General features: G+C 60.9%; 17 protein-coding genes and 1 pseudogene. 2 read left to right on the top strand and 16 right to left on the bottom strand.

From position 1 onward, the window contains the following. Positions 1–76: 76 nt before the first annotated feature. The 3 genes from HF027_RS13390 to prmB form a co-directional block, all read right to left on the bottom strand. Complete coding sequence (locus tag HF027_RS13390; protein WP_168016491.1) at positions 77–475, bottom strand: hypothetical protein; 399 nt, start codon at positions 473–475, stop codon at positions 77–79. Between the two features lie 71 nt (positions 476–546). Beyond that, positions 547–1632 carry a chorismate synthase gene (gene aroC / locus HF027_RS13395; protein ID WP_168016492.1) on the bottom strand — a complete coding sequence of 362 codons (1086 nt, stop codon included), beginning with the start codon at positions 1630–1632 and terminating at the stop codon, positions 547–549. 31 nt (positions 1633–1663) lie between these two features. After that, complete coding sequence (gene prmB / locus HF027_RS13400; RefSeq protein WP_168016493.1) at positions 1664–2617, bottom strand: 50S ribosomal protein L3 N(5)-glutamine methyltransferase; 954 nt, start codon at positions 2615–2617, stop codon at positions 1664–1666. Between the two features lie 134 nt (positions 2618–2751). On the opposite strand from prmB, the gene HF027_RS13405 reads away from it, so the two are divergent. Next, positions 2752–3336, top strand: coding sequence for a Smr/MutS family protein (locus tag HF027_RS13405; protein WP_168016494.1), 585 nt, complete (start codon positions 2752–2754; stop codon positions 3334–3336). A 32-nt stretch (positions 3337–3368) separates the two neighbouring features. On the opposite strand, the gene HF027_RS13410 is transcribed toward HF027_RS13405, so the two are convergent. The 5 genes from HF027_RS13410 to HF027_RS13425 form a co-directional block, all read right to left on the bottom strand. Then, on the bottom strand, positions 3369–4460 hold the full coding sequence (locus tag HF027_RS13410) for a patatin-like phospholipase family protein (RefSeq protein WP_168016495.1): 1092 nt from the start codon (positions 4458–4460) through the stop codon (positions 3369–3371). A gap of 37 nt (positions 4461–4497) precedes the next feature. Continuing rightward, positions 4498–5382 (bottom strand): alpha/beta fold hydrolase, encoded by an 885-nt coding sequence (locus HF027_RS13415; RefSeq protein ID WP_168016496.1) that lies wholly within the window; start codon positions 5380–5382, stop codon positions 4498–4500. Then, positions 5379–5756, bottom strand: a complete 378-nt coding sequence (locus HF027_RS15820) for a hypothetical protein (protein ID WP_342448743.1) — start codon at positions 5754–5756, stop codon at positions 5379–5381. The genes HF027_RS13415 and HF027_RS15820 overlap by 4 nt, the downstream gene beginning before the upstream one ends. Before the next feature lie 61 nt (positions 5757–5817). After that, on the bottom strand, positions 5818–6231 hold the full coding sequence (locus HF027_RS15825; protein WP_342448744.1) for an alpha/beta fold hydrolase: 414 nt from the start codon (positions 6229–6231) through the stop codon (positions 5818–5820). Between the two features lie 282 nt (positions 6232–6513). Further along, positions 6514–7248, bottom strand: coding sequence for a FadR/GntR family transcriptional regulator (locus tag HF027_RS13425; protein ID WP_168016497.1), 735 nt, complete (start codon positions 7246–7248; stop codon positions 6514–6516). Positions 7249–7547: 299 nt separating this feature from the next. Here HF027_RS13425 and HF027_RS13430 point away from each other — a divergent pair, with 299 nt between their 5' ends. After that, positions 7548–8489: an AEC family transporter gene (locus HF027_RS13430; protein ID WP_168016498.1), complete on the top strand. Its 942-nt coding sequence runs from the start codon at positions 7548–7550 to the stop codon at positions 8487–8489. Between the two features lie 211 nt (positions 8490–8700). On the opposite strand, the gene HF027_RS13435 is transcribed toward HF027_RS13430, so the two are convergent. From HF027_RS13435 to HF027_RS15645, 8 genes and pseudogenes are all read right to left on the bottom strand, one after another. After that, a complete protein-coding gene (locus tag HF027_RS13435; protein ID WP_168016499.1) occupies positions 8701–10278 on the bottom strand; it encodes an aldehyde dehydrogenase (NADP(+)) in 1578 nt (525 codons plus the stop codon). A gap of 110 nt (positions 10279–10388) precedes the next feature. After that, positions 10389–11714, bottom strand: a complete 1326-nt coding sequence (locus tag HF027_RS13440) for an enolase C-terminal domain-like protein (protein ID WP_168016500.1) — start codon at positions 11712–11714, stop codon at positions 10389–10391. Between the two features lie 35 nt (positions 11715–11749). Beyond that, entirely contained in the window at positions 11750–13315 is a 1566-nt protein-coding gene (garD, locus tag HF027_RS13445) for a galactarate dehydratase (RefSeq protein ID WP_168016501.1), read from the bottom strand. A gap of 37 nt (positions 13316–13352) precedes the next feature. Then, on the bottom strand, positions 13353–14861 hold the full coding sequence (locus HF027_RS13450; protein WP_168016503.1) for a tripartite tricarboxylate transporter permease: 1509 nt from the start codon (positions 14859–14861) through the stop codon (positions 13353–13355). A 14-nt stretch (positions 14862–14875) separates the two neighbouring features. After that, a complete protein-coding gene (locus HF027_RS13455; RefSeq protein WP_168016505.1) occupies positions 14876–15319 on the bottom strand; it encodes a tripartite tricarboxylate transporter TctB family protein in 444 nt (147 codons plus the stop codon). Positions 15320–15422: 103 nt separating this feature from the next. Beyond that, positions 15423–16481, bottom strand: coding sequence for a type 2 periplasmic-binding domain-containing protein (locus tag HF027_RS13460; protein WP_168016507.1), 1059 nt, complete (start codon positions 16479–16481; stop codon positions 15423–15425). Positions 16482–16529: 48 nt separating this feature from the next. After that, positions 16530–17447, bottom strand: coding sequence for a 5-dehydro-4-deoxyglucarate dehydratase (kdgD, locus tag HF027_RS13465; protein WP_168016509.1), 918 nt, complete (start codon positions 17445–17447; stop codon positions 16530–16532). 428 nt (positions 17448–17875) lie between these two features. Then, positions 17876–18042: pseudogene (locus HF027_RS15645) on the bottom strand (IS4 family transposase); the annotation flags it as partial.

Here is an 18042-nt window from a genome sequence, read left to right on the forward strand (position 1 = left end):
TCGATGTGGGCGCGAGCCCTGATTGCTGCACTGCACAAAGCGTAGTACCGGACTCATGATCATGCAACAGTCAGCGTTACTTCCGGTGAGACCGAGAACTGGCACTGGCTGGTTCATCGGCTGACTTGCTCTTGTCAGCCGTCGAGCTCTCTTCCTCTTCCTTGGGCTGGCTGGAAGCGGCCTGGGCCTTTCGAAGCATATCAAGCATCATCTGCTGATAATTGCCGAAACTGCTCATTCCCTGGTTGAGGTTGTCCTGGAAGTTGCCCTTGAGGGAGTCCTGGAAAGCCGGCGGCATGAAGGGACTCTTGAGGAAGGGCTGCAGAAGACTCATGGGGTCATAGCCTTCCGCTCCGGCATCCATTTGCTGCTGGATACGTGACATCAGCTCATTGTGAAATGCCTCGACATCAGGCAAGCCAAGCGACTGACGAAATTCAGCGGGTGTGAGGTCAAACTCGAGGTTAATCTTCATGGGCATCGCCAAACTGATGGATTGGGTTTCAGTCTAGCAGCCAGGGGGCCGCCATGCGGCCCCCCGTGAACTCAACGCAGGCGTGGTGTATCAACACTGACGTCGAGATTTTGCGCCCGGTTACGCAGCAGATGGTCAATCAGGGTAAGCGCCATCATGGCCTCGGCGATCGGCGTGGCGCGGATGCCCACACAGGGGTCGTGCCGCCCCTTGGTGACCACCTCTACCGGCTCGCCGTGCACATCGATGGAACGGCCCGGCAGGGTAATGCTGGAGGTCGGTTTGAGCGCCAGATGAGCGATCAGCGGCTGGCCCGAGGAAATCCCGCCAATCACCCCGCCCGCGTGATTGGACAGAAAACCCTCTGGCGTCATCTCGTCACGATGCTCGCTGCCCCGCTGGGCAACAGCGGCAAAGCCGTCACCGATCTCCACCCCCTTGACCGCATTGATGCTCATCAGGCCATGGGCAAGCTCGGCATCCAGGCGGTCGAAGACCGGCTCGCCCAAACCCACCGGGACGCCATCGGCCACCACGGTAATCTTGGCGCCCACCGAATCCTGATCACGACGCAACTGATCCATATAGTCCTCGAGTTCCGGCACACGATCAGGGTCTGGACAGAAGAAGGCGTTTTCCTCGACCGAAGTCCAGCTCTTGAACTCCATGGCCATCGGACCGAGCTGGCTCATGTAACCGCGCACGCGAATGCCCTGAGCCGCCAGGTAGGCCTTGGCGATGGCGCCGGCCGCCACGCGCATGGCGGTCTCCCGGGCACTGGAACGCCCGCCGCCCCGATAGTCCCGCTGACCGTACTTGTGATGGTAGGTGTAGTCCGCATGGGCCGGGCGGAACTGATCCTTGATCTTCGAGTAGTCATTGGAGCGCTGATCGGTATTCTCGATCATCAAGCCGATCGAGGTGCCGGTGGTGACGCCTTCGAAGACACCGGAAAGAATGCGTACCTGATCGGCCTCGCGACGCTGGGTGGTGTGGCGCGAGGTACCGGGACGACGGCGATCGAGGTCGCGCTGCAGGTCGGCCTCGCTGAGCGGAATCCCCGGCGGGCAGCCATCGACGATGGCGCCCAGTGCCGGGCCGTGGCTCTCGCCGAAAGTGGTAACAGTAAACAGCTTACCGAAGGTATTACCGGACATTGACGTTCCTCAAGGCTCAGGTATCAGCGGTTCAGGCGAAGGATGCGGCGTAGGCATCGAGTTCATCGGCGGTCAGCACGAAGACGCCCTGCCCGCCACGTTCGAACTCGAGCCACATGAAGGGAACCTCGGGGAAGGCCGCTTCCAGGTGATGATCGGAGTTGCCGACTTCAACGATCAGTACGCCGTCATCGGTCAGCAGGCTCCGCGCCTCACGCAGTATGCGCCGCACGATATCCAGGCCGTCATCTCCCGCCCCCAGCGCCAGAGCCGGCTCGTGACCGAATTCCGCTGGCATGGTGGCGAGGTCGCGGACATCCACGTAAGGGGGGTTGGAGACAATCAGGTCATAGCGCTGACCGCCAAGGCCATCGAAGACATCAGAGGCCACGGCCCGCACCCGCGCCCCGACGTCATGACGCGTGATGTTGCTCTTGGCAACCTCCAGGGCATCGGTGCTGATATCGGCCAGGTCGACCTCGGCGGTAGGCAAATGCAGCGCGGTGGCGATGCCGATGCAGCCAGAACCACAGCACAGATCCAGCACACGAGCCGGCGGCTCGGCGGGGAACCAGGCGGCGAACCCATCCTCGATCAACTCGGCAATCGGTGAGCGGGGAATCAGTACACGCTCATCGACGTTAAACGCGACTCCTGCGAAAAAGGCCTCTCCGAGCAAGTAAGGCAAGGGCCGACGCGTTTCGATGCGCGCGCGAACCAGCCCGACGATCCGTGTCCGTTCCATGGGCAGGAGTCGCGCCTCTAGCACGGAAGGATCAATATCCCAGGGCAGATGCAAGGCCCCCAGCGTCAACGCAACCGCTTCGTCCCAGGGAGAGGCAGTGCCGTGACCGAAAAACAGGCCATGCGCGTAAAATTCACTGGTCGTCCAACGCAGGCAATCGCGCAGCGTATGTAGGTGCTCGGCGATCTCGCGATCATCGAGAACGAGGGTCGAATCGGCATCGGGTCGGGAAGCGGCCACGCGTCATCCTGTGATTTATCGAATTGAGTGTCAGACTTCAGATTGTACCCGGCCCATCGCACGGTTCACAGTCACGGCCAAGCCGCTATACTGGCCCGTCATTTACCCATGCAACGTAATCCACGGGGAGCAACATGAGCCAGCGCCGCGGACACCCGGACGAGGACGAGGTTTCGCTGTTTCGCCAGGCCCTGGCCGAGGCAGGGGTCAAGCCCATGCGCTCTAATCGGGCCGACCCGGGCAAACCCAAGGAGCGGCGCCAGGAGGCGCTGGCCGAACGCCGTGCCGCCGCCCTCGAAAACGATAGCTATCAGTTGAGCAGCCGCACCAGCGATGGACGGGTCGAGCCGGTACGCCCCTCCGAGTGGCTCGAGTTTACCGTCCCCGACCTGCCCCAACGCACCCGCAGCCAATTGAAGCGCGGCAGCATCGCCTGGGAGGCCGGCCTCGACCTGCACGGGTATACCATCGATGAAGCGCGTTCAGAGCTTGAGAGCTTCATTCGCGAGGCCCGCGAACGACGCGCCCGCTGCGTACTGGTAGTTCACGGCAAGTCACGCAGCGCCACGGGGCCGGATGCCTACCCGGTCATCAAAAGTCATGTCAACGCCTGGCTTCGCGAGTGGCCAAGCGTGCTGGCGTTCTGCTCGGCTCGCGAAATGGATGGCGGCAGCGGTGCGGTCTATATATTACTGCGGCGCCGAGGCGAGAACCTCTAGTCAAGAGCCACTGGTCAGACGCAAGCAAGGATCTAGGGTGCAGCAGGCTCTCTGGCCGCGGGCGTCGTCTGCTCAGACGAGGGCTCGACCGTGGGAGCCTGGATAAGCGTTGCCCGGCTGGTCCCGATCCGGCCGGCCGCAGACCCTTCGAGCCGCTCGATCGCCTGGGAGGCCAAATGATGGCCCAGCTTGATCAGCGCTTCTGCGCGATGAAACTCATACGCCCCGCAGACCGTCTTGGGTATCTCGATCAGCACGTCCGGCGGGTAACCCGCCAGCTTGTACTTGGCAAGGGCCGCCTGGGTGATATCAAAAGAGGCCAACATCATGTCGAGCTTGCCCCAGGCACGCTGGCTTTCCCCCTGAGCGCTCGGCGTCTCTTCGCCCTCATCAGACCCGCCGCTACTGCCACTGTTGAACAGACGCTGCGCGCGGCCGCGAACCCCGGCCACCCAGCCGGAAAAACCGCGCCCCTCGGCCTCGAGAGCTTCCTCGCGAGCCAGCTCTTCAGCCACCTCTTCTTCCGGTAAAAGCTCTTCCAGACTGATCGGCCGTGGGCTGTGAGCCGTGGCATTGACGGCTACCACCAGATCGGCTTGCGCCGAGACAGTGGGAATGATCGGCAAGGGGTTCATGAGACCGCCATCGACCAGTACCTGGTCGCCGACATGGACCGGCGTGATAATGCCAGGTACGGCAATGGATGCCCGAATGGCCTGCAACAAGGAGCCGCTCTGGAACCAGACCTCACGCTGTCGTACCAGATCGGTTGCCACGGTGGTCACCGGTATCGCCAAATCCTCGAGGCGGGTCTCGCCGATCAGGCTGGCCAGCTTGCCCATTACCTTGTTGGCGCGCATGGCACCCATCGGGCTCCAGGTGACATCCACCAACTTGAGCACATCAAAATAATCCAGTTGGCACACCCAGTCACGGTAGGCTGGCAACTGGCCTGCCGCATAGATACCACCCACCAGCGCCCCCATCGAGCACCCTGAGATAGCCACGATTTCATAGCCCCGTGCCTCGAGCTCCTCGATCACACCGATGTGTGCGTAGCCGCGCGCGCCACCACTGCCAAGCACCAGAGCGACCCGTTTCCCCTCTTTCGCCTTGCTGTTCATGATTTCCCCTCCGCGCCAGATAGTCGTCCGGCCCGCTTCACTCTTCGACCACACCCAAGGAGGCCGTTTGCCACCATTGTGCGATGTTCACGGCTACCTCAGCCAGCACCTCGCGTTCGAGATGCAAATGATGCCCTCCTGACAACACCCGTCGCTCGAGCCCTGCCATCGCGGCCCTTGCCTGCTTCGCGCTCTCCCGCTCGCCAAGGATACCGCTCTCACCTTCTATCAGCAGCGAAGGTGCTTTAATCGCACCAAGCAGGCCTATCACCTGTTCGGGACAAAAACGCACCAGCGAGGGACGCAGCAGCCGGCCATCAGTGCGCAGCCGAAAATGACCATCGTCCAAAGGCTCCAGGTTGCGCTCGACCAGTGGCCACGCCGTATCAGCATCAATGGGTGTCACTCCCCCTGCGACGCGTGCTGCAACAGCACTCTCTGTATCAGTATAGCGCGGCGACAACGAACGGCGGCGGCGATGCCCAAGCAGACCACGACGCAATTGTTGAGCGGTATCCTTGCCTTCCGTCGTGAGCGTGCCAAGGCCATCGATCAGCATCAGCTGCTCAACCCGCTCGGGTAGCGCCGCGGCAAGGAGACAGGCCACACCCGCCCCCATCGAATGCGCCAGCAAAGGTGCAGCCTCAAGCTCGAGCGTCGACATGGCATCCAACACGTCGTGGCAATAGTCCCAAATAGCATAGTCGCCCCCTGGTGGATGGCGCCGCGAGTGGCCATGACCTGAGAAATCCAGCGCCACAACGCGAATGCCGAGTCGCTCGGCCAAAAGGGGGGCCAGCCGAGAAAAACTTGCCGCGTTATCGAGCCAGCCGTGCAGCGCAAGCCAGGTGGGTGCATCGGGCTCACCCCAGGCCAGAGCGGCCAGGCGGCCCTCGTCCAGGTGCAATTCAGTCGGGGTCATGGGGACGGCTCCAGCAGGCGATCGAGGGTCATGCATAGCGCCCGACGACAGGCTTCTGGATGCTCCATGGGAAACATGTGACCACCGGGCACCAGTTCGAGCGGCACGTCGTGGCGCCTGAATCGGCGAAGACGACGCCTGGTTAACAAATCCGACTCGCGACCGGCCAGAAGCGCCAGCGGCACCGAGAGTCGCGACGGCAGATGGCGTAGATGATCGGGAAGATGACGAAAGATCTCGACTTCGGTATCCGGCGAGAAGGCAAGCGAGACCCCGCCGCTGCCGTGGTGCTTTACAGCCCCCGCCAGATAGTCATCGAACGCCTCAGTGGTGAAGCCACGAAAGAGCCCCTTGCGCCTCAGGTCTTCGCTCATCGCCTGACGATCCGGCCAATGTGCCCGACGTCCAAGGCTACGTCCCGCCGGCGTGACCCGATCAACCATACCGGTGCGTTTGGCCAGTTTGATGCCCAGTGCATCGAATCAGTGGCGGATCCATCGCAACAACGCAACGGAAGCGTTCAGGTGCCTTCTCGGCGGCCATTGCCATCAAGACGCCGCCCATCGAATGGCCGACGCCGATCACCGGGCCGACATCCTCCGGTAGGCGCGACAACAACTCATCGCGCAGCGCCAGCCAATTACGCCCTACGGGAAAGCGTGGGTGGTGGCCGAGTTGTTCCAGCGGATGGATGGCAAACCGCTCGCTCAGCGGCGCCAGTAGGCTTTGGTAGCTACGCCCGGTGAAGCCGTTGGCATGGGCGAAGACCAGCGGGGGCTTCTGCTGGGAGGCAACAGGTGCACCGACTGATGCGGTGTCCACCCGGGTGGATTCATGGCGCTGAAGCATGGGGCGTCCTGAAAGTGGCAACAAGCAAGCTAACGGCTTACCCTCACAATCTAGCCGTTCCGGCCCCAAAATAAAACGACTGTTTGATTTTCGGTGGCCCATGCTGCCATCCAGGCAAGCGGTTTCGCCTATTACTTTTCTTTTTCGGAGTCCGCCGTGTCAAAGCCGCGCCCGCCCCGCGACACCCGACTACGTAATGCCCTCTTCTTCGCTACCGTCGCCGCTGCCATAGTCGTCGGGTGGTGGCTGGGCCGCTAAGACAATCACTCCGGGACTAGACACCTAGGCATCGAGGTAGCGAGCATACATATCGCGAGAGCGCTCCAGGTGCTGCTGCATCGCTTCTCGCGCCGACGGGCCATCTCGCTCGAGAATGGCCTTCAGAATGCGGGAATGCTCGTCATGGACCAGCTCGAGATAACGTGCCGTACCCCGGGGATCTATATCGGCACTGAGTAGCTTGGCGCGCGGGATCACGCTGGCGCTCAAGGATTCGTAGAGGCGGTCGAAGCAGACGTTGTGCGTTGCCTTGATGATCGCGTAGTGGAAGGCGAAGTCCTCGCGTCGAGCCTGTGACTTCGCCGCCTGCGCCTGGACAAACTCGGCATGTCGCGTCTCCAGTAACTTGCGGTCTTCGTCATCGTGACGCAGCGCGGCAAGCTCGGCGGCCACGGGTTCCAGTGTCAGTCGCAGCTCCAGTACCTGAAGGATATCCTCAATGGTCTGGGGGCTTATGTGCACGGCCGGCCGTGGTTCCGCCGTATCGTTGCGGATCACCGTCGTTCCGACACCGCGCCGAGTTTCGACCAGCCCCAGCGATTTGAGGTAGGTAATGGCCTCGCGCACCACCGTGCGGCTAACGCCAAAGGCCTCGCACAGCTCACTCTCGGTCGGCAACTTGCTACCCACCGGCGTATTGCCTGATGTTATGCGACGCTCGAGTTGCTCCACGACGGCTTGAGACAGACTCCCTTCGCGGTTGACGCGCTTGACATCCCATGAACTCGATTTCGCCATTTCCGAACCCTTTACCCTAAATTCAGTTCCAGCACGTCACGTCGCGAAGAATGCCTGCGAACCTGTCGGTATCGACAACCACATCACGGCCAATATTGACCGCACGTTGATAGCCTCTTCCAGATCCGACTCTGGCGTGGTGAAGGACGTATACAAACGTTCACTTCACCACCTATCATACATCATACTACCCATCACCGCAGGGCATCCCCTGCCCACCGGCTTAACCTTGTGCCATGTAAGGCTTCTGCTTAGCACCAACGATACCATGTGCATGCTGGATAAAGGACGACAACTCGATGGTCGATGTCTTTCTCGCAACACTGGAAGTCAGTCTCCCCGTCTTCGCCATGGTCTTTGTCGGCGCCTTGCTCAAGCGGCTGGGCTGGATCAATCAAGACTTCGTCAATACCGCCTCCCAGCTCGTGTTCAGGGCTACTATGCCCACACTGCTGTTCATGAGCATCCTGCGCGCCGACCCCAACACGGCTCTCAACGTCAAACTGGTCGGCGTATACATGGTTGTCTCGACGCTGGCCTTCGTGCTGATCTGGTTATGGGCACTGCCACGCTGTCCACACGAAGACCGAGGCGTCTTCGTGCAGGGGGCTTTCCGCGGCAACTGCGGCATCGTCGGCCTGGCTCTCTCGGCCAACATGTACGGCGATATCGGCTTGTCACTGGGCAGTATCATGGCCGGTGCCATCATCGTCCTCAACCTCGTGCTGTCAGCGATCGTGCTGGCGGTCTATAGCCCATCGGTCAGCGCGCGCCCGCTGGCAATTCTTGGCGATGTCACCCGTAATCCGCTGATCATAGGCATCGTAGCCGCCCTCCCCCTCAACTACCTCGAGGTGCAACTGCCCACCTGGCTAATGACCTCAGGCGATTACCTGGCATCGCTGTCATTGCCGCTGGCACTGATCTGCATCGGCGGCAGCCTAAGCGTCTCTGCTGCCAGGCAAAGCAGCGCGCTTGCCCTGGAAGCCAGCCTCTGGAAGCTCGCCCTGATGCCGGTCCTTGGTGTGCTGATAGCAGTACCGCCAGGCTTTCGCGATGCAGAGCTTGGCATCCTGTTCCTGTTCCTTGGCAGCCCCAGTGCGGCGGTCGCCTACGTCATGGCAAGGGCCGCCGGAGGCAACGAGCAGCTCGCCGCCAGCATCATCGTGGTCAGCACGCTACTAAGCCTTCTATCCATCAGCGCAGGGCTCTTCGTGCTAAAGCTACTGGCATTGATCTAGCCACTAGCCAAACGAAGGGCCGCCCCACATTGATAGGGCCGCCCCACATTGATAACGACGTGGGGCAATTGTCTCCTGCTCAAGACCCGACCCGCCCACTTTCCAACTGCCTGCCGACACAAAACCGACACAAAAAAGCCCCGCTTTCGCGGGGCTCTTCGTGTCGAGGCAGTCGTGTTGACTCAGCTGTATAGGCTCGGACGCGGCCTACTCAGGCCTCACGCTTGCCATCGACCAGGCGGCTGACGCCCTCCGGGTTACCGTCACGCAGCGCTTCGGGCAACAGGCCCTGGGGCAGGTTCTGGTAGCACACCGGACGCAGGAAGCGATGGATCGCGGCACTGCCCACCGAGGTGGTGCGCGAGTCAGAGGTGGCAGGATAAGGCCCACCATGGACCATGGCGTGGCAGACCTCGACGCCGGTCGGCCAGCCGTTGGCCATCACGCGGCCGGCGCGACGCTCAAGGATCGGCAACAGGCCGCGAGCGGCGTCCAGATCACCATCATCCATCTGCAGGGTAGCGGTCAGCTGGCCTTCCAGATGCTCGGCCACGCGTTCCACTTCGGCCTGATCGGCGCATTCGATCACCAGCGAGGTGGCACCGAAAACCTCGGCCTGCAGGGCTTCGTCCTTCAGGAAATCGGCCGCCTTGGCGACGAACAGGCCAACCTGGCAGGTGTTGGGTCCGTCGCCGACCGGGCCACGCGCCACTTCGCGGGCATGGCTGCTTTGCGTCAGGCCCTCGACACCCTGGGTGTAGGCGTCATGGATGCCCGGGGTCAGCATGGTATGGGCGGCAGCTCCCTTGACCGCTTCGCCGGCGGCGTTCAGGAACGCCTCCAGACCGTCGCTCTGCTGGGCAATCACCAGCCCCGGGTTGGTGCAGAACTGGCCGGCGCCCATGTTGAGCGAGCCGACGAAGGCTTCGCCCAGTTCCTTGGCGCGGCTCTTCAGGGCCTCGGGCAGCAGGAACACCGGGTTGATCGAGCTCATCTCGGCATAGACCGGGATCGGCTCGGGACGCTCCTGGGCGGCTTGCATCAGTGCCGTGCCGCCGCTGCGCGAGCCGGTGAAGCCAACAGCCTTGATGCGCGCATCGCGGACCAGGCCCTGACCCACTTCACGGCCGGAGCCGTACACCAGCGAGAACACGCCTTCGGGCAGGTTGCACTTGGCGACGGCGCGCTGCACGGCGCGGCCGACCAGCTCAGAGGTGCCGGGGTGCGCGGAGTGCGCCTTGACGACCACCGGGCAACCAGCGGCCAGTGCCGAGGCGGTATCGCCGCCGGCCACAGAGAAGGCCAGCGGGAAGTTGGAGGCACCGAACACGGCGACCGGGCCCAGGCCGATGTGGCGCTGACGCAGGTCGACACGCGGCATCGGTTCGCGCTCGGGCAGCGCCGGGTCGATACGCACGTCGAGCCATTCGCCGGCACGCACCACGGAGGCGAACAGACGCAGCTGGCCGCAGGTACGGCCGCGCTCGCCCTGCAGGCGAGCTTGCGGCAGGCCGGATTCGGCCACGCCACGCTCGATCAGCGCATCACCGATGGCCTCGATCTCGTCGGCGATGGTCTCGAGGAAGCGTGCCCGCGCCTCGAGGCCGGTTTCGCGATACGTGCCGAAGGCCGCCCAAGCGAGCTCACAGGCCTTGTCGACCTCGGCCTTGCCGCCGGCAGCATAGGCCGGCGACAGGGTCTCGCCGGTAGCGGGATTGATGGCGTTGATCGCCGCGCCATTGGCGGTCACGGCGCGTTGGCCAATCAGTTGCGTTCCTTCCAGAGTCATACGATTTCTCCTGTCATGGGACGCCGCCATACGGCGCCGTTCAGGTCAGATGAGACGGCACTCGCCGTCTCATCAGGTAAGAAGTGTTCAGAGGTGTCAGACCACCACTATCAGCGAACCAGGGCGGGACGCTTGGGATCGAACTCCCAGCCCGGGATCAGGTACTGCATCGCCATCGCATCGTTACGCTGGGTCACATCCAGTCGCTTGTACTTCTCATGGGCTTCCATCAGCTTGGCATCATCAAGCTCGACTCCCAGGCCCGGCGTCTTGGGCACCTTGAGCTTACCGTCACGAATCGCGAACGGTTCCTTGGTGATGCGCTGGCCGTCCTGCCAGATCCAGTGGGTATCAATGGCGGTGATCTCACCCGGGCAGGCAGCGGCCACGTGGGTCATCATCGCCAGGGAAATGTCGAAATGGTTATTGCTGTGTGAGCCCCAGGTCATGCCCCACTCATTGCACAACTCGCCCACGGCCACGGCGCCCTGCATGGTCCAGAAGTGACAGTCGGCCAGCGGAATATCCACGGCGTTGAGCTGTACCGCGAGTTGCAGCTGTTTGTAGTCGGTGGCGATCATGTTGGTGGCGGTCGGCATGCCGGTACGCTTCTTTAACTCGGCCATGGTCTCGCGACCGGAGAAACCGCCTTCCTGGCCACAAGGGTCCTCGGCATAGCTCAGCAGATGCTTGATCGGGTCGAGCACTCGCACCGCTTCGTCGAGCTTCCAGGCCCCATTGGGATCCAGGGTCAAGCGTGCCTCGGGGAATGCCTCGTGCAGCGCGCGGATGCAGTCGGCCTCTTCCTCGCCGCGCAGCACGCCGCCCTTGAGCTTGAAGTCCTTGAAGCCATAGCGGTCATAGGCGGCCTTGGCCAGGTTGGCTACCGCATCAGGCGTCATGGCCTCGCGATAACGCACCTCGTCCCAGGCATCCACAGGATTGGTGGCTTTCGGGTAGGGAAGATCGGTCTTGTTCGGGTCGCCGAGCAGGAACAGATAGCCCAGCGCCTCGACCTCATCACGCTGGCGACCGTACTGGCCCAGCAAGTCGGCAACCGGCATGCCCAAGGCCTGGCCGAACAGGTCGTAAAGCGCCGACTCGATGGCGGTGACCACGTGCACGGCCACGCGCAGATCGAATGTCTGCCGACCACGTTCCTCGGGGCCACCCTGGGCCAGCAGATCACGGGCCCGGCTCAATACCTGCTTGACCTCGTTGACCCGGGCGCCTTCTACCAGCGGACGGCACTTTTCCAACCCCTTGAGGATGCCTTCACTGGAGGGGATCTCGCCCACCCCGCGGTTGCCGGATGCATCTTCCAGCACCAACACGCAACGGATGAACCAGGGCGCATGACCGCCACTGAGATTGAGCAGGAAACCGTCTTCGCCGGCCACCGGCACAATGTTCATCTTGGTAATCTTGGGAAACATGGGGCTATTGCCTCCTGTAGAAATCGCTAAGGGACTCAGGTAACCGGCGCCGGGTTGAACAGCACCAGGTCGTTGTAAAGACCAAGCCGGTCAGCGGCGACCTGACGGCGGCCACTGGCCACCTCGAGGATGAGATGAAACAGCTCCCAGCCCATCTCCTCGATGGATGCATCGCCAGTGGCAATACGCCCCGCATCGAGATCGATCAGGTCATGCCAGCGACGTCCCAGGGTGGAATTGCTGGAGACCTTGATGACCGGGGTCATGGGCAGGTTGTAGGGCGTGCCACGCCCGGTGGTGAAGACCTGAAGGTTCATGCCTGCGGCCGCCTGAAGCGTGCCGCAGATGAAGTCGCTGGCCGGCGTGGCAGCGAAGGTCAGGCCGCGCTTGCGTAACCGCTCACCGGGCCCGATGACATCGACGATCGGCGAGTTGCCGGACTTGATCACCGACCCCAGCGCCTTCTCGACGATATTGGAGAGTCCGCCCTTCTTGTTACCCGGCGAGGTGTTGGCGCTGCGATCGGCCTGGCCCTGGGTCAGGTAGTCGTCGTACCAGGCCATCTGATCGACCAACGCCTGCCCGACCGCGGTATCCACGGCACGTGGCGTCAACAGATGGATGGCATCGCGAACCTCAGTCACCTCGGAGAACATCACGCTGCCTCCGGCACGCACGATCAGGTCGGTCGCAAAGCCCACCGCCGGATTGGCCGTCAACCCTGAGAAGGCATCGCTGCCACCGCATTGCATGCCGACCACCAGCTCGGAGGCCGGACAGGTCTCGCGGCGTCGACGGTCAAGGTATTCGAGATGGCGCTCGGCCATGGCCATGATGCCCTCGACCATTTCACCGAAACCCGTGAAGGACTCATCCTGCATGCTCAGCACATTGGCGTTGGGATCAGCGGCTGCGGTGTTTTCAAATATCTTCACCGGCCGGTCCTCGATCAAAGTCGAGGGCTGCAGCTTCTCGCAACCAAGCCCTATGACCATGACCTCATTGCCGAAGTTGGGATTCAGCGCCAGGTTTCTTATGGTGCGAATCGGGATCACCGCGGCCGGCGCATTGATCGCCACACCACAGCCATAGCTATGATTGAGCCCCACGACATCATCAACGTTTGGAAAACGTGGCAGCAGCTCACGCTTGATGCGCTCGACCACGTAATCGACGGTGCCCGCCACGCACTGCACGCTGGTCGTGATGCCGAGCACGTTCTTGGTCCCCACACTGCCATCAGCATTGCGAAACCCCTCGAACGTATAGCCCTCGAGAGGCGGCACCGTTGGCGCTGGGCGGGTCGCCAGCGGCAGATCCTCAAGGGCCGGAGCCGTGGGCATGTGCAGGTTGGTCTCGTTGACATGCCCGCCTTGAGGAATGGACGTGGTGGCCGTGCCAATGACTTCGCCGTAACGGATTACCGCGTCATCTGCTGCCAATGCCTCGAGCGCCACCTTGTGCCCTTGAGGCACGGCTACCTGGAGTTCAATACCGTCATCGAGCCTATCACCGGCGGCAAGGCCGCCCTGCTCGACGACAACGGCAACATTGTCCTTGGGGTGGATGCGAATCACTCGGGGAGATCGCTTGTCCGTCATACTCGGTCCTCGCGGTTGCAGGAGTGGTGAGCGCTCATCACGACTCTTCCCCCCGGCGCCTGGCGCGGCTCTTCAACCCCATCACTACCGAGAAGGCCACCGAGGCGGCGATCAGGCCCCAGAGCACCATGGCGATCGGGCTCTTGGTGAAGAAGATTGAGAAAGTACCGAAGGATTCCAGGCTCTTGACGAAGTAGACCTCCGCCTGACTCCCGAGGATGAAGCCGATGATCAATGGCGCCACCTCGAGGCCGACTTTCTGGATCAGATAGCCAAGCACACCGAAGATCAGCAGGGTCCAGACATCGAACATGATGCCGTAGTTGATGGCATAGGCCCCGACCACACACATCATCACGATGAGCGGATACAGGATGTACTTGGGCACCAGCACCACCTTGGCGATGTGCTTGATGGCATAGAACATCAGGAAGAACATCACGATGTTGGCAAACACCAGGGCGGTCATCATCACGTACCAGGTGTCGGCATTCTCCGGGATGAACAGGGGACCGACCTGAATGCCCTGCAGCGTGAAGGCGCCGATCAACACCGCGGTGGTGGAATCACCGGGGATACCGAGTGACAGCAGCGGAATCAAGGCGCCACCAGTCAGCGCATTATTGGCGGACTCGGACGCGATCAGCCCCTGAGGAGCCCCCTTGCCCATCTCGCTTGAATCACGGGACAGGTTTTTTTCCTGGGTATAGGCAAGCACCGAGGCAGCACTGCCACCGACACCCGGCAACATGCCAACGAAAGTGCCGATAAAGGAAGAACGCACCAGATTGGTCGCCCGCCCCTTGAAGAGGGAAAAGGAAAAACCGCCACCCTTGCCGATATTGATGGTCTTGCCGGAAAGGCCGCTTACTACGCCTTTTTCGGCCTCAAGCAGAATGGTCGCGATACCGAAGATGCCGATCAACACCGGCAGCAGAGAGAACCCTTCGAACAGGTAGGGCTCGAGAAAATCGAACATCAAACGCGTCTTGCCATTGCCACCATCAGAGATGCTGTAGGTGCCGATGAGGCTCAGCCAGATACCCAGCACACCGCTGAAAATACCCACCAACATATTGCTGGACATGGAGGCGATGACGGTCAGCGCCAGCAGAATGATCAAGAACTTCTCCACATAGGAGAATTTGATCGAAAACTCGGCAAGGACCGGCGCGAACAGGAAGAGCACAAGGGCGCTGATCAAACCACCGACGACAGACGCGACCACGCAGACACGCAAGGCGCGCTCCCCTTCCCCTTTCTGGGCCATGGGGTAGCCATCGAAGGTCGTGGTAATCGAAGAAGGCGTGCCAGGAATGTTAAGCAATACGGCCGGCACCATGCCGCCTGAGATGCCCCCTACGTAGAGCCCCAGTAGCAGCGCCAGGCCGTGATGTAGGCCCAGGGCATAGGTAAGTGGTAAACACACCGCCACGGCCATGGTCGCGGTCATCCCCGGGATAGCCCCAAAGATGATACCCACTAGGGCACCCAGGGCCGCCAGCAGGAAGAACGTAATATCGAGTAACGACAGTATATCCAGCATCGGGTACGACTCCGCTACGGCAAGGTGATTTGGAACAGCTTGGCGAGAATGAACCACGCCAGGCTGGGTGCCACGATGGCATTGATGGCAGCGGTCATGACCTTACGCTTGGTCCTGGTGTGCATGTACATCAGCGACATCAGGAAGATGAAAACCATCGAGACAAAAAGAAACCCGTAACCCGTATAGGGAAAGAGATCACCCACAACCGCCATCAGGTAGAAATAGACGGCCATCAGTGCCAGGGATCCGAAGAAGCGGAACTTGTCGAAATACTCGCCAAGGATGGGCAACGTCCGCTCTCCTCGCCTGACTGACGCCAGGAAAGGCAGGATTCTCAGCACCAGAATCAGTGCGAAGAGGCCTCCCATCAGCCAATGAATAATGCGAGGGAAGAACAAGTGAGAGGTCTCGAAATCAATCGAGACACTTAACAGGGATGTCAGTCCTGGTTCCATAGCGGCTCCGATGAAGGCCTTTGTTCAAACGAGCCTTTCGTTTTACATGGGGTATGACACGGCGGAAAAAGCCGGCAGGCAATGCCTGCCGGCGATCCAGGCTTTATTGAATATTGGTGATGATGTCTTCGTAGACGGCTCGCTTGTTTTCGAGATATTCCGCTGCTTCATCAGACGGCTTGAAGTTGGGAATGAAGAACGAATTCTTCTGAACCTCCTGAATATCACCCTCGGCATAGATCTCGGTCAGTGCATCATCGATTTGATCGACGATTGCCGGGTCCATGTCCTTGTTGTAGAGGAAGAAGAACTCCTTATCGAAAGTGAAGTTCTCATCCCCCATGGTGACGTTCACGTTGGGCTCCACAAATTCAAGCAGTTCTTCACGCGAGGTCTTGCCAAGGCCATCTTCCGGCGCTTGCTGGATGGTGCTGTTGCGAGCGGTGAGCCACACGAAACGCATGGCCTTCTGATCATCTTCCGGCAGGCGAGTGTACTGCTCGTTGGCCTGTACCGTGCCGTTGATCAAATCCGCCTGACCGTCGAAGAGTTGCTGGTTCTTGTCGGCTTGCGAGCCGGTATTCACGGCCACCAGGTTGTCTTCCATGCCCGGATGCTCGATAGAGATCGCATTTTTCAGGGCACTGAAGCCGATCTCGGAGACACCACCCGGCTGGATCGCGACACGCACTGTCTCGCCATTACCCACCGCTTCAATGATCTGGTTCAGGTTCTCATAGGGAGAATCCTTGGGAACCAGGTAGGCGTTGCCCGGGTTGATGGCAACGGTCGGCCCGATGGTGTATTTCTCGAAGATGTTGTCGTAGCCCTCAACACCGTAGAGATAACCGAGGTAGGACTGATCGTGGAAGATCATTAGGGTGTTACCCCGCGCATCCCGGTCAAGCGCCCGGAAAGCGGCAGTGGCGCCGACGGCGTCCACCTTCATGTTGAGGTCAAGGTGCTCGGCCAGAGCATCGACGACGATATTGGAGTTCTGGTAGGTATCACCACCGGTCGACGTCGAGCCGATCACGACGCGGACATTACCGCGCAGCGGACCATCTGCCGCCATGGCGACACTGCTGCCAAGGGCCATACCGGCCATACCGGCCATCAATACTGAAGTACCGAGTGTCTTGTAGATGTTGGGCATGCTCATGTTCTCACCTCTTCGCTGTCATTATTGGGTATGGGTGAATGTCAGGGGTCAGAACCCCTTGGCGGCTTCGACTAAGTCTTTGAGTCGAGCTCGCTCATCGGCATTGGGCATCTCGAGCGGCGCGCGAACGCTACCGGCGGGACGCCCAATGATCTCGGCGCCAGACTTGATCAGACTGACCGCATAGCCGGACTTGTTGTCGCGCAGGTCGACAAAGGGCAGGAAGAAATCCTGGGTAATGCGCCTGACTGTCTCGGTGTCACCACCACGCAGCGCCTTATAGAAGGTAACCGCCATATCCGGCACGAAGTTGAATACCGCACTGGAGTAGGTGTTCACACCGATGGCCAGATAGGCTTCTGCCATGATCTCGGCCGTCGGTACGCCACCGACATAGGCCAGCCGATCGCCGACCGTCCTGATGATCCGGTTCAGGGCCTGCAGATCGCCCTTGCCATCCTTGAGGCCGATCAGGTTCGGGCAGGCATCGGCCAGGCGCTTCACTGCCGCCGGCTTCATGATGCCGTTACCCCGGTTGTAGTAGATCACGCTGATGGAGGTGGAATCGCAGATCTGACGCGCATACTCCATCAGGCCATCCTGGGGGCACTCGGTCAGGTAGGGCGGCATCAGCAGGATGCCGTCGGCGCCCTCTTCCTCGGCGATGTGCGCGAAGGCACTACCGGTCGCGACACTGAGACCCGCGCTTGCGATCACCGGCAGCTTGCCATCGACGACCTTCACCGCCAGGCGCACGATCTCGCGAAACTCGTCCTGAGACAGACTGAAGAACTCGCCTGTGCCGCCGGCGACGAATACGGCCGAGATTTCGTGACTGATAAACCACTCAAGCCGCTGGTGGTAGCTCTCGGCATCGAAACGCCCTTCGGCGTCGAAATCGGTGATCGGGAAGGACAGTAGTCCGTCACTGATGGCTTGCTTGACTTCATCGCGTGTGAAACTCACCTGATCGTCCTCTTCTTTATCTAGGCAACACGAGGGATTCACCTCATATGTAATACATCATACAACCTACAAGCTAGCCACAAAAACCAAGCTCTGCAATAAGGCTAAGGTTCAATATAGACCAAGGTATAAGTCGACTACCGGCGAGATCACCACCACCGCCCGCTCCTTCATAGGCACCACGCAGCTGCCAAGAGTTCCGCCCGACATCAAGTGAGCCTAGCAAGTCGAAACGCCTAGATAGCCAGTTGCGCTGGCTGCGGTTACATGGTCTCTGCCACGACACGTCGGTCAGCATTTCAGCAATGACGCGGTGGCGTTGCAGGCGAGGTCACCGACGACGCTGCCAGCGTTCTAGAAGCGTCTCCCACCAGGTTTGCAGGTCTTGTGACATAAAAAAACCCCGCTTTCGCGGTAATGCCAGTCAGTTAACGCTGACTGGCATTTCTCTTGGTCGGGTACTTCTGTGGTCGGCGCCTGACTGATCGGGGGTAAGATCGCTCGCGTCGCTCAGGCAGGACGAAGGCAGGCGCCATCTCCAGCATCGACTGAATCACACCGGGCACACGCCCCGGCGAGACCCAGGGGAGGACCG

Origin of the sequence: Halomonas salinarum, from assembly GCF_012062845.1 — a bacterium.
GTDB classification, from domain to species: domain Bacteria; phylum Pseudomonadota; class Gammaproteobacteria; order Pseudomonadales; family Halomonadaceae; genus Onishia; species Onishia salinarum.

Coding starts and splice junctions, on each gene's coding strand:
- HF027_RS13460 (WP_168016507.1), bottom strand. CDS start 16,481: ATGAGCATGCCCAACATCTACAAGACACTCGGTACTTCAGTATTGATG.
- HF027_RS15820 (WP_342448743.1), bottom strand. CDS start 5,756: ATGAGCGAAGACCTGAGGCGCAAGGGGCTCTTTCGTGGCTTCACCACT.
- HF027_RS13435 (WP_168016499.1), bottom strand. CDS start 10,278: ATGACTCTGGAAGGAACGCAACTGATTGGCCAACGCGCCGTGACCGCC.
- HF027_RS13450 (WP_168016503.1), bottom strand. CDS start 14,861: ATGCTGGATATACTGTCGTTACTCGATATTACGTTCTTCCTGCTGGCG.
- HF027_RS13410 (WP_168016495.1), bottom strand. CDS start 4,460: ATGAACAGCAAGGCGAAAGAGGGGAAACGGGTCGCTCTGGTGCTTGGC.
- HF027_RS15825 (WP_342448744.1), bottom strand. CDS start 6,231: ATGCTTCAGCGCCATGAATCCACCCGGGTGGACACCGCATCAGTCGGT.
- HF027_RS13425 (WP_168016497.1), bottom strand. CDS start 7,248: ATGGCGAAATCGAGTTCATGGGATGTCAAGCGCGTCAACCGCGAAGGG.
- aroC (WP_168016492.1), bottom strand. CDS start 1,632: ATGTCCGGTAATACCTTCGGTAAGCTGTTTACTGTTACCACTTTCGGC.
- garD (WP_168016501.1), bottom strand. CDS start 13,315: ATGACGGACAAGCGATCTCCCCGAGTGATTCGCATCCACCCCAAGGAC.
- HF027_RS13405 (WP_168016494.1), top strand. CDS start 2,752: ATGAGCCAGCGCCGCGGACACCCGGACGAGGACGAGGTTTCGCTGTTT.
- HF027_RS13390 (WP_168016491.1), bottom strand. CDS start 475: ATGAAGATTAACCTCGAGTTTGACCTCACACCCGCTGAATTTCGTCAG.
- HF027_RS13440 (WP_168016500.1), bottom strand. CDS start 11,714: ATGTTTCCCAAGATTACCAAGATGAACATTGTGCCGGTGGCCGGCGAA.
- HF027_RS13430 (WP_168016498.1), top strand. CDS start 7,548: ATGGTCGATGTCTTTCTCGCAACACTGGAAGTCAGTCTCCCCGTCTTC.
- HF027_RS13455 (WP_168016505.1), bottom strand. CDS start 15,319: ATGGAACCAGGACTGACATCCCTGTTAAGTGTCTCGATTGATTTCGAG.
- HF027_RS13415 (WP_168016496.1), bottom strand. CDS start 5,382: ATGACCCCGACTGAATTGCACCTGGACGAGGGCCGCCTGGCCGCTCTG.